This window comes from Erwinia sp., from assembly GCF_031978025.1.
Classification (GTDB): Bacteria; Pseudomonadota; Gammaproteobacteria; order Enterobacterales; family Enterobacteriaceae; genus Erwinia.
In genome coordinates this window covers 4,646-10,052 of the sequence record NZ_DALZCD010000153.1, presented here as the reverse complement: position 1 = coordinate 10,052, position 5,407 = coordinate 4,646, and the positions used below count along the sequence as shown (strand labels likewise).

Annotated in this window: 2 protein-coding genes and 1 pseudogene; 2 read left to right on the top strand and 1 reads right to left on the bottom strand. The window is 56.0% G+C overall.

Annotated features, from left to right (window positions below; genetic code table 11):
- Positions 1-109 (top strand): annotated as a pseudogene (locus tag RTK32_RS13215) (septum formation inhibitor Maf); the annotation flags it as partial.
- A 250-nt stretch (positions 110-359) separates the two neighbouring features.
- On the opposite strand, the gene rluC reads toward RTK32_RS13215, so the two are convergent.
- On the bottom strand, positions 360-1,322 hold the full coding sequence (gene rluC / locus RTK32_RS13210; protein ID WP_312044657.1) for a 23S rRNA pseudouridine(955/2504/2580) synthase RluC: 963 nt from the start codon (positions 1,320-1,322) through the stop codon (positions 360-362).
- A 570-nt stretch (positions 1,323-1,892) separates the two neighbouring features.
- Between rluC and rne the strand changes: the two genes are divergently transcribed.
- The coding region (gene rne, locus RTK32_RS13205; RefSeq protein ID WP_312044653.1) for a ribonuclease E at positions 1,893-5,407 on the top strand (3,515 nt) is incomplete at its 3' end.

The following is a 5,407-nucleotide window of genomic DNA, read 5'->3' as shown; positions in this document are numbered from 1 at the left end:
TACGCTATGCGACAGGTTGACGGGCCGCGATCCCAATACACTGGTCGGCTTGCCGTTGATTGCGCTGTGTGGAATGCTGCGTGAGGCGGGAATGGATCCATTGGGATAATGCATACTGGTCGCGCGATATAAGGCTCTCATGACTCAGGCCGCTTTACCGCTGAAGTAAATCGCCATTATGACCTGACCGGCCAATAAGAGCCTGCCCGCTGGGGGTGAGCAACCACAGAGGCCGACCGAAACAGAGACGACCTGTACTCTGGCACTGTCGCCTCGTTTGGCACCTCCCTGCACCAAAGGTTATCCGCCCCCGCTCTGTCGCATTCTCAGCAGCCGGTTATTAGCGGTGAAGTTATGTTTTATTTACCCGTCGACGTTTTACGCAAAACTGCCAGGCAATGCTTCAGTTCCTCATCCAGAGGCGCTTCCACGCGCATCACTTCCCCGGTATTCGGATGGGTGAACTTAAGCGCGGCGGCGTGCAGGAATAACCTTTTCAGGCCTGTTCCTGCCAGCTGAGCATCGAAGTCTCTTTCACCATAGCGATCGTCGAAAGCAATAGGATGGCCCGCGTGCAGCGTATGCACGCGAATCTGGTGCGTACGGCCAGTGATGGGGCTGGCTTTAACCAGCGTCGCTTTTTCATAACGCTCTTCGACTTTAAAACGCGTTTCAGAAGGTTTCCCTTCACTACTCACCCGTACCACGCGCTCACCGCTTTGCAAAATATTTTTCAGCAGCGGGGCCTGAACCGCTTTCACGTGCGAAGGCCACGAGCCGCGTACCAGCGCCAGATAATCTTTCTGCATCCCCTTTTCACGCAGCTGTTCATGCAGCGAACGCAGCGCGGAACGTTTTTTTGCTACCAGCAGGATACCGGAGGTATCGCGGTCAAGACGGTGTACCAGCTCCAGAAAACGAGCTTCCGGACGCAGCGCCCGCAGCCCCTCGATCACGCCGAAGCTTAGCCCGCTGCCGCCGTGAACCGCCGTCCCTGAAGGCTTATTCATTACCAGAATATAATCGTCTTCATAAACGATTGCGTTAGCCAGAGCGGCAACCTTATCCAGCTTTGGCGAAACGGCCGCTTCTTCGCGTTCTGCGACCCGAACCGGTGGAATACGCACTTCATCCCCCGGCTGCAGCTTGTATTCTGGCTTAATGCGTCCTTTATTTACGCGGACTTCGCCTTTACGCAAAATCCGGTAAATCATACTTTTTGGCACACCTTTCAGCTGGGTGCGTAAAAAGTTATCGATGCGCTGCCCCGCGTCATCGGCGGCGATAGTCACAATTTGAACTGCTGGAGTATTGGTTTTCATGGTGGGCGATTCTAAATAGAGCGTCAGCATAGCGCCACTTCTTTTTCTGTGCTTAACTGAAAGTGACCTCTGTCGCCGCAGGTTTATGCCTGTTTTTTCGGCGATTTGCTGAAAAGCACTGCAAATCGTTTTAAAAGCTGGAATAAACTTCGCAGAGCGGGAAAAGTCACCTTGCTATCACAAGCTTAGCAGTGGAATAATGATTCCGTTTTACTGGCTCAACGCATGTGAAACAAGAGAATAGCGTTATAAGAAATTTTGCCGGATCGTACATACACGCAGCAATGGCGTAAGACGTATTGTGCAATCAGGCATTTAGCGGGCTGCGGGTTGCAGCCTGGACGACAAGACGGGACAGGTTCACTCTGGTTACCACTGGTGGTTCTCCCTCTTTATAAACGCGCTGTTTTTCCAGTTGAAAAACAGGCTACCGAGATTTGCGCCCCTTGAGCTGGCGACAACCGGGAGGTTGACGGCTTTGCGATGAGACACGGGGCCATCGGTTTGACGCGTCCAGCGTTACTATGCCCGTAGCTTTGTCACTAATGTAAGAATAATGAGTAAGTTACGATGAAAAGAATGTTGATCAACGCAACTCAACAGGAGGAGTTGCGTGTCGCCCTTGTAGACGGACAGCGTCTGTACGATCTGGATATCGAAAGCCCAGGACACGAACAGAAAAAAGCCAATATCTATAAAGGTAAAATTACCCGCATCGAACCCAGCCTTGAAGCCGCCTTCGTTGATTACGGCGCTGAGAGACACGGTTTTCTCCCTCTGAAAGAAATCTCCCGCGAAAACTTTCCCAGCAACTACTCCTCTCATGGCCGTCCTAATATCAAAGACGTGCTGCGTGAAGGTCAGGAAGTTATTGTTCAGATCGATAAAGAAGAGCGTGGCAATAAAGGCGCGGCGCTGACCACCTTTATCAGCCTGGCCGGCAGTTATCTGGTTCTGATGCCGAACAATCCGCGCGCGGGCGGTATTTCACGCCGTATCGAAGGCGATGACCGTACCGAGCTGAAAGAAGCGCTTTCCGCACTGGATTTACCGGAAGGCATGGGTCTGATCGTACGTACCGCAGGCGTTGGCAAGTCCGCCGAAGCGCTGCAGTGGGACCTGAGCTTCCGCATGAAACATTGGGAAGCCATTAAAAAGGCCGCTGACAGCCGCCCTGCTCCTTTCCTGATCCATCAGGAAAGTAACGTTATCGTTCGCGCTTTCCGTGACTATTTGCGTCAGGATATCGGCGAAATCCTTATCGATAACCCGAAAGTGCTGGAGCTGGCTCGCCAGCATATCGCCGCACTGGGTCGTCCTGATTTCAGTAGCAAAATTAAGCTTTACACCGGCGAAATCCCGCTGTTCAGCCATTACCAAATCGAATCGCAAATTGAGTCGGCCTTCCAGCGTGAAGTGCGTCTGCCTTCCGGCGGCTCTATCGTTATCGATTCCACTGAAGCGCTGACCGCCATCGATATTAACTCCGCACGCGCGACCCGCGGCGGTGATATCGAAGAAACGGCCTTCAATACCAACCTGGAAGCGGCAGATGAAATTGCCCGCCAGCTGCGCCTGCGTGATCTGGGCGGCCTGATTGTTATCGACTTTATCGATATGACGCCGGTTCGCCATCAGCGCGCGGTAGAAAACCGCCTGCGTGAGGCCGTGCGTCAGGATCGTGCTCGTATCCAGATTAGCCATATCTCCCGTTTCGGCCTGCTTGAGATGTCGCGTCAGCGCCTCAGCCCGTCGCTGGGCGAATCCAGTCATCACGTCTGCCCTCGCTGTAGCGGCACCGGCACCATCCGTGATAACGAATCGCTGTCGCTCTCTATTCTGCGTCTGATTGAAGAAGAAGCGCTGAAAGAGAACACCAAAGAAGTTCACGCGATCGTTCCGGTACAGATTGCATCTTATCTGCTGAATGAAAAACGTGAAGCGGTGAGCGCCATCGAAAAACGCCAGGGTGGTGTGCGCGCGATCATCGTGCCTAACGATCAGATGCAAACTCCGCATTATTCCGTGCTGCGCGTGCGCAGCGGCGAAGAGACGCAGACGCTCAGCTATCATCTGCCAAAGCTGCATGAAGCCGAGATGGCGCTGCCTTCTGAAGAAGAACACGCCGAGCGCAAACGCCCTGAGCAACCTGCTCTGGCCGCTTTCGTGATGCCGGATGCACCGCCAGCACCACACGAGCCCGAGCCGGAAGCGCCTGTTGCGCCAGCTGCTGTCTCTCAGCCGGCCACAGCCCCTGCCGCTAACGAACCCGGTCTGGTTGGCCGCTTCCTGCGTGGCCTGAAGAAAATGTTCGCCGCTGAAGAGAAGCCGGTTGAACAGCCTCAGCCTGCCGCCGTAGTGGAAGAAGAAGAAGAGAAAGCGCCGGAAGCTACCCCGCCGCGCAGTGAACGTCGTAACAATCGCCGTCAGAATAATCGTCGCGATCGTAATAATGGCGATCGTTACGGCGATCGGAGCGAACGTGGCGACCGTAACGAGCGCAACGGTGAACGTAACGACCGTAATGGCGACCGTAACGAGCGCAACGGTGAACGTAATGACCGCAACGGCGAACGTAACGACCGCAACGGCGAGCGTAATGACCGCAACGGCGAACGTAACGACCGCAACGGCGAACGTAATGACCGCAATGGCGATCGTAACAATCGTAATAGCAATCGTAACGAACGTATGGTGCGCGACAGCGATCCACAGGCAGAAGCTCGCGAAGAAAACCGCCGCAGCAAGCGCAATGCTGCGCCGCAAGACGACGTGCCGGTCGATGAAGAAGGTCGTAGCCAGCAGCGTGAAGATCAGCAGCAGCAACGTCGCGAACAGCGTGCCGAGCGCAAGCGTCGTCAGGATGAAAAACGTCTGGCCGCACAGGAAGAAACGGTTGAAAGCGCACCGGTAGCAGAAGCCACCGCCGTCGACGAACAGGGTGAAGAGCAGCAGGTTCAGGTAATGCCGCGTCGTCAGCCGCGCCAGCTAAGCCAGAAAGTTCGTATTGAGACGGCCGAGCAGACCGCGGCCCGCTCTTTCGCACCGGAAGAAGCGGCCCCGACTGAAGAACCGCAGCCTGCACTGACCGAAGCAGTGGATATCGTGGAAGCAGACGAGGAAGAACGCGACAATAACAGCATGCCGCGTCGTTCACGTCGTTCGCCACGCCATCTGCGTGTTAGTGGTCAGCGTCGTCGCCGCTACCGCGATGAGCGCTATCCGAACCAGTCGCCGATGCCGCTGACCTTTGCTGCCGCGTCACCGGAAATGGCTTCGGGTAAGGTGTGGGTCTCCTATCCGGTTGCGCATGTCTCTGATAGCCATGAGATTGAGCAGTCCGTTGTACCGGACTACGGTCACGAAGAAGCGGCCGCTGCCGTTGCCGTCGCGGCCGCTGAAAGTCTGCCGCAAGATGTGAAAGACGAAGCGCCGGTACATATCGTTGAGCCGCAGTCCGTCACGCCGGCCACAGCGGCTGAAATCGCGGCCGTAGCGCCCATGGAAATCACCGACAATGCGGCCATTGCTGCAGCGGTGAATGAAGAACCTTCTGTTGTCTCTGCCGCCGATGAAGACGTTGCGAAAGAGGTTGCTCAGGCTGCCTTCCCTGCGGCTGAACCGGCTGAAAGCGAAGGTGAAGCGGAGGCCGATCGTGCTTTCGCCGCCGACGTTAGCGAGCAGACAGAGCAGCAGGTTGCGGAAGTGCTTAATGCGCCAGAAGCCACGACTGAACCCGTTGTGGTTTCCGAACCGCATGCGCCAGTTGCCGGTCGCGATGAACCCGCTGCCGTCTCGGCACAGGCTGAAACCGTAGCACCGGCAGCACAGATTGACGCACCGGTACAGGCTGAAGCCGCAGTACCAGCAGCGCAAACTGAAGCACCGGTACAGGCTGAAGCCGCAGTACCAGCAGCGCAAACTGAAGCACCGGTACAGGCTGAAGCCGCAGTACCAGCAGCGCAGGCTGAAGCACCGGTACAGACTGAAGACGCTGCACCAGCAGTGCAGGCTGACGCACCGGTACAGACTGAAGCCGCAGCACCAGCAGTGCAGACCAACGCACCGGTACAGGCTGAAGCCGC